The sequence below is a fragment of the Mesorhizobium sp. M7D.F.Ca.US.004.01.2.1 genome (assembly GCF_003997785.1).
Classification (GTDB): domain Bacteria; phylum Pseudomonadota; class Alphaproteobacteria; order Rhizobiales; family Rhizobiaceae; genus Mesorhizobium; species Mesorhizobium loti.
Genome location: NZ_RZRQ01000342.1, coordinates 1 through 6,064 on the forward strand (window position 1 = coordinate 1; position 6,064 = coordinate 6,064).

The following is a 6,064-nucleotide window of genomic DNA, read 5'->3' on the forward strand; positions in this document are numbered from 1 at the left end:
CCCCGCGCTGCCGCCAAAGCCCCGGGAAGTTCCTCGGCAAAAATATCGAGCTCGTGATCGAGGCCAACGCTGACGCGGATGCAGCGGTCGAGCACCGGGACCATCGGCTTGCGGATGAACACGTCGCGTGACAGCAGGCCTTGCAGCACCTTCAGCGCGAAAGCGCCGTCGCCGCCGCAATCGATGGTGACGAAATTGGTTGCCGACTCCAGTGGCTTCAGCCCGCTCGCCTCGGCTATCCCGGCGATACGCCGGCGGCCGGCTGCAACCCGTGCCACCACGCTCTGCAAATAATCCTGATCGGCGAGCGCCTCGACGCCGGCGATCTGCGCCATGCGGCTGACGCCGTAATGGTTGCGGATCTTCTCGAAGTCGCGGATCACCTGGGCCTCGGCCACCGCATAGCCGCAGCGTATGCCGGCCAACCCATAGGCCTTCGAGAAGGTGCGCATGCGGATGACGTTTGGCCGCGAGATATCGATCGGCGGCAGCGCCGAGGCCGGTCCGAGTTCGCCATAGGCCTCGTCGAGCACCAGCATGGTGGTTTCCGGCAACGCCTCGATGAAGCGGATGAGTTCGTTCGCCTCCCACCAACTGCCCATCGGATTGTCCGGGTTGGACAGATAAACCAGCGGCGCCTTGTCCTTGCGCACCGCCGCCAACAGGCCGTCAAGGCTTTCCCTATCGTTCTCGTAAGGGACCGTCACCAGCCGCCCGCCGACACCGGCAATGTGGAAGTTGAAGGTCGGATAGGCGCCGAGCGACGTGACCACGGCATCGCCAGGCGCCACATACATGCGTGCCACCAGGCTGAGCAGGCCGTCGATGCCTTCGCCGACAACAACGTTCTCGGCTTTCACGCCGTGATGCGCGGCAACCGCCACCTTCAGATCGTGATTGTCGGGATCGCAATACATCCACATGTCGCCGGCGATCTCGGCCATGCGCTCGATGACGCGCGGCGAAGGCCCAAAACTGCTCTCATTGGCGCCGATACGGGCGCGAAAAGCGTGGCCCCGCTCGCGCTCCTGCGCTTCGGGGCCGACGAAGGGTACAGTCGACGGAAGCGCGTCGACGAGCGGCGTGAGGGGAGGGCGCTGGCACATGGCAAAAAGCTCGGTTGAAAAGGGCCTTCTTGCTAGCGCGCCCGTCTGGCTGGTGCAAGTTGCCGCGAGACAGATCCGTGACGCTGGATTCCTGCGGCTCTTTTTGCTAGCCAGACGTGATGAGCAATCGATTGCCACCAGCCTGGTCCAAGCACCTCAAGGGTCCTGCTGGCCCCAAAATCTCTCAGCAGAAAATCATGCAGCCGACAGCCGTACCGTTGTCGCGCGCACAAGCAGACGAAGCGTTGCTGAGACAGGCGCTCCAACTCCAGGAGGCGAAGCGGCTTGTGGACGCGGAGGAATTGTGTCTTCGCGTGCTGGCCCGCACGCCCAATCACACGTTGGCCCTGTATATACTCGGCACACTGGGGCTCGGTGTCGATGACGAGCTGGCCATCAAGTATTTTGCACGAGCCGCCGCTCAGGAGCCCAACAATCCCTACTATCAGCTCAGTCTGGGCGAAGCATGCTTGAAGGCTGGCGATTATCCGCCAGCGATCAGGCATCTACAACGCGCCTGCGAATTGAAGCCCGACCTGATGGAGGCTCTTTGCGGGCTGGGCAAGGCCTACTCCAAGTTTGACAAGGCGGATTTGGCATTGCTGGTCTATGAAAAGGCGCTGAAATTAGACCCGGACGACCCGGCTGTCCGAACGGACCTGGCGAATGCTCTCGTTGCGCTTGGACGAATGGACGAAGCCGCAGCCCGTTTGAAGTCAAACATCGCCCAGCGTGTAAACGTGCCTGCGTCCTACAACACCCTCGTAGGAATCCGAAAATTTGCTACCGAGCCGGCTGAACTCCAATCCATTCTGGACGAACTTGGCAGCACCCCCGTTCTCGCCAATGAGCTGTATCTGCTGCACTTGGCGGCGGGCAAGATCTTGAACGACCTTGAACGCTATGATGAGGCGATGGACCATTTCCTTAAGGCTGCAACGGCCAAGGGCTACAGTTTCGACATCGATTCCTACCGCAGGCAGGTCGATTCCCTGATCGGCCTGTTCACCCCGGAATTTCTGGCCGCGAGGGCTGACTATGGCGATCCGTCCGAAGCGCCAGTTTTCGTCCTCGGGATGCCACGTTCGGGCACGACGTTGACCGAGCAAATCTGCTCCAGTCATCCCGACGTTCATGGCGCCGGCGAGCTTACCAAGCTGGGGCGAATGGCGGTCGTCAACGGTCTCAAGGCGCAGCAGGAACGGATATTCGGGCAGCCGGTCAGGTCGATGACGAGCCAGCAATCGAAGGTTCTGGCAGGAGAATATCTTTCCAACCTGCGTCTCTATGCGCCCACGGCATCACAAATCATCGACAAGATGCCTCATAATTTCGAGCTTATCGGCTTTATCGCCCTTCTCTTTCCGCACGCCCGGATTATTCACTGCACGCGCGATCCAATCGACAATTGTTTCTCGTGTTTCCTCGCGAATCTTAACAGGGGGCATCAGTACAGCTCGGATCTTACCGTGCTGGGGTTGTATTATCGTGAATATGATCGCCTCATACGCCATTGGAAGGCACTCCTGCCGGGGCGGATTTTTGAGAATCGCTATGAAGACCTTGTTTCCGACCAGGAAGGGCAATCGCGCCGGTTGATCGAGCATCTTGGTCTGGCCTGGGATGATGCTTGCCTTCGCTTCTTCGACAAGGCTGGATCCGTCAGGACGCTCAGCCGCTGGCAAGTCCGCCAACCCATCTACAGGTCGTCGGTCAAGCGCTGGAAAAATTATGAAGGCAGGCTCCGGCCACTGATAGAGACCCTCGGCGATCTGGTCGAACTCTGATTAACCTGCACCGTATTCAAGCTGTTTTCGTTGGCGCCAGTACGGGCGAAAAGCGCGGCCGCTCTCGCGCTTCTGTGCTTTGGGGCGACAAACGGCACTGCCCGGGGGTGCCAGGACGAGCCGCGTTAGCTCGCTTTGAAAACTGCCTTCTAGAACGCCCGCTTGGCCAATGCACGTTGCCGCGAGGCAGGTTAGAAACGCTGGATTCCTGTGGCTCTTTTTGCTAGCCAGACACTATGAGCAATCGATTGCCACCAGCCTGGTCCAAGCATCTTAAGGGCCCTGCTGGCCCCCAAATCTCTCAGCAGAAAATCGTGCAGCCGACCGCGAAACCATTGCCGCGCGCGCAGGCAGATGACGCATTGCTGAGACAGGCGCTCGAACTTCAGCGGGCCAAACGGCTGCATGAGGCAGAGGAACTATGTCAGCGTGTCTTGGCCCGGGCCCCAAGGCACCCTCTTGCCTTGTATATAATGGGTGTCTTCGCGCGCGATTTGGATGACGAGAGGGCCATCCACTATTTCGCGCGGGCCGTGAAGGAAGCCCCGGGAAATCCACACTATCACCTGACTCTGGGTGAAACCTATTTGAAAGTCGGCGAACATTCAGATGCGATCCGACATTTTGAGGTTGCTAGCCAACTGAAAGTCGACTGGGTAGAGGCGCTTTGCGCACTTGGCCGCGCCTACACCGAATTCGGTAGGGCCGATCTTGCGGTGCCGCTCTATGAACGGGCGCTCACAATCAATGGCCGCCATCCTCTCGTCCGAACGGGGTTGGCCAATGCGCTTGTAAGCCTCGGCCGTATGGATGAGGCGACCACCTATATGAGAGAGGCGATCAGCCATCGCCTGGGTGTCGCAGCCGCCTACGACGGTCTGGTCAGCATCCGAAAATTCTCTGAAGAGCCGGCGGAACTGCAATCCATTCTGGCTGAGCTGAAAAATCCGAAACTCGACAGGAAAAGCATTCAGCAATTCCACCATGCTGCCGGGAAGATACTGAATGATCTTCGGCGCTATGACGAGGCGATGGATCACTTCCGGCAGGCAAAGGAACTTTCACCCCGCCGCTTCGATATAGAGTCCTATCGCCGCAGCGTCGATTTCATGATCGAGTTGTTCAGCCCGCGGATGGCGGCGGCCAAGGCAGGGCACGGGAGCACGTCGGACGTGCCTGTATTCGTGCTTGGCATGCCACGTTCAGGCACCACTTTGACCGAGCAAATCTGTGCGAGCCATCCAGACGTACACGGGGCCGGCGAACTGACAAAGCTCCGGCGGATCACAAACAGGCTTGCGCCTAAAACGCGCTCGCCAGAGGAATTGCGAAAGTCGATCGTGGACATGACGGTTGAGCAGTCCAAGTCCCTGGCCGAAGAATATCTCAGCCACATCAGGCAACGATCACCCGACGCACGGCGAATCGTCGACAAGCTACCGCACAATTTTGAGCTTATCGGACTTGTAAGAGTCCTGTTTCCCAAGGCACGCATCATTCACTGCCGTCGCGATGCCGCCGACAATTGCATCTCGTGCTATTTCCTGAGTTTCAACGAGGATAATATCTACAACGCCGATCTGAATACACTCGGACTGTATTATCGTGAGTACGACCGGCTTATGCGTCACTGGGACGTGGTTTTTCCGGGGCAAATCCTGCAGAACCGCTATGAGGACATGGTCTCCGATCAGGAAGGGCAATCGCGCCGCTTGATAGACCATTTGGGTCTGCCTTGGGACGATGCCTGCTTGCGATTCTTTGACAAGGGCGGTGCGGTGAACACGTTCAGTCGCTGGCAGGTTAGGCAACCGATCTACACCTCGTCCGTCAATCGCTGGAAGAGCTATGGCAGCGCCATCAAACCGCTGATCGATGCCTTGGGTGATTTGGCCGGGAATTGATCCAGGCACGCTTGCGCTGGAAGCCGTCAAGTTTGCGTTTGGTGCCTGGCCGCTTCGAATTCCTGACTCCAACGGGGCAACGGCTCGTTGCGGCAAGGGCAATGCGGCTGTTCATTCCAGCCTCAAGATCTTAGCATAACGTCAGAAGCGACACATTTCCTCGTCAACTGAATAGAAAAAACCCGGCGGTTGCCCGCCGGGTTTCGATTTCGACGAGTCGAACTCTATTAGAACGAGCGCTGGAAGCGGAGGATGCCGCCGAGGCTGCTCTTCTTCGGTGCGGGATTGATGGGGAAAGAGTCCAAGACGTTATCGGCGTGGTTGTAGTCCACTTCGGCCGTGACCGTGAAACCTGGAACGACGTCATAAGCAACGTTCGCCGCGACACCGAGGTTCTTAAAGTCGTCATACGAAACCTGCGCGTTGAACGAGGTCTTCTCGTTGAACTTGTAGGTACCGCCGCCCCAGACTGCCCAGTTGCCGCCCCAAGGCTTGTAGAAGCCGCGATCGTTGCTGGTGAAGTCGGTGAGGTTGTCGTCCGAGCCATAGCCGCCCATGATGAACAGTGACAGCTCGTTGGAAACGTTGACGTCCAAGCGAACCTTGCCGGAGACTTCTTCGTAGTTGCTGTCATAGGCGACGACGCCGGTGATCGCGCCCCAGCCCTGCGTCCACTTCAAGCCGCCGACGATATGCGGGACATAGCTGTCGATCGTGTCCGTGCCCGAGCCTTCTTCCAACGAAGCCACGGCCGAGAAGCCGTTGCCGGCGTCGAAATAGTACTGGACGACGTTGGTGTCGAAGCCACCATAGGGAACGAGCGTATCGTTGATGACGTTGCCGGCGTAGCCGATGAACGTATCGAAGGCCGATTCGTCCTTACCGACGCGCAGGCCCCCAAGCTGGATCCAGGCGAAATTCACCGAAGAATGGCCGCCGGCCAAAGGCGAATTCGGGTCGCCAGCGTCGCCATAGCCGTTGCCGAAGTTGAAGCGGAGCTCGGTGTAGGTCTTCAAGGTGCCGAGCTCGGTTTCCTGGCCGGTCCAGGTCTTCAACGCGAAACGGGCATTCTTGGTATAGGTCGAATGGTCGCCATCGCCCATGTGGTCCGCAACGTGGTTGGCGCCGTCGAACGAGTTGGCATCGCCCACGCCGATGTCATAACGGACATAGCCGCCGATGCGCAGGCAGGTTTCGGTGCCGGGGATGTAGAAGTAGCCAGCGCCGTAGACGTCGCAGATCTTGACGTATTCAGCGGGTTCCGGCT

Annotated in this window: 4 protein-coding genes; 2 read left to right on the forward strand and 2 right to left on the reverse strand. The window is 58.8% G+C overall.

The features are described from left to right. The coding region (locus tag EN993_RS29555; protein ID WP_127265555.1) for a pyridoxal phosphate-dependent aminotransferase at positions 1–1,106 on the reverse strand (1,106 nt) is incomplete at its 3' end. 119 nt (positions 1,107–1,225) lie between these two features. Between EN993_RS29555 and EN993_RS29560 the strand changes: the two genes are divergently transcribed. Together EN993_RS29560 and EN993_RS29565 are read left to right on the forward strand one after the other, a co-directional pair. Continuing rightward, complete coding sequence (locus EN993_RS29560; RefSeq protein WP_127265556.1) at positions 1,226–2,893, forward strand: sulfotransferase; 1,668 nt, start codon at positions 1,226–1,228, stop codon at positions 2,891–2,893. A 236-nt stretch (positions 2,894–3,129) separates the two neighbouring features. After that, on the forward strand, positions 3,130–4,797 hold the full coding sequence (locus EN993_RS29565) for a sulfotransferase (protein ID WP_127265557.1): 1,668 nt from the start codon (positions 3,130–3,132) through the stop codon (positions 4,795–4,797). Positions 4,798–5,024: 227 nt separating this feature from the next. Here EN993_RS29565 and EN993_RS29570 read toward each other — a convergent pair. Then, positions 5,025–6,064: porin (locus EN993_RS29570; RefSeq protein WP_164757893.1), on the reverse strand; the 1,040-nt coding region annotated here is incomplete at its 5' end.

What these genes read in the sequence shown, in the direction of transcription:
- EN993_RS29560 (WP_127265556.1), top strand. Translation starts at nt 1,226, where the DNA reads ATGAGCAATCGATTGCCACCAGCCTGGTCCAAGCACCTCAAGGGTCCT.
- EN993_RS29565 (WP_127265557.1), top strand. Translation starts at nt 3,130, where the DNA reads ATGAGCAATCGATTGCCACCAGCCTGGTCCAAGCATCTTAAGGGCCCT.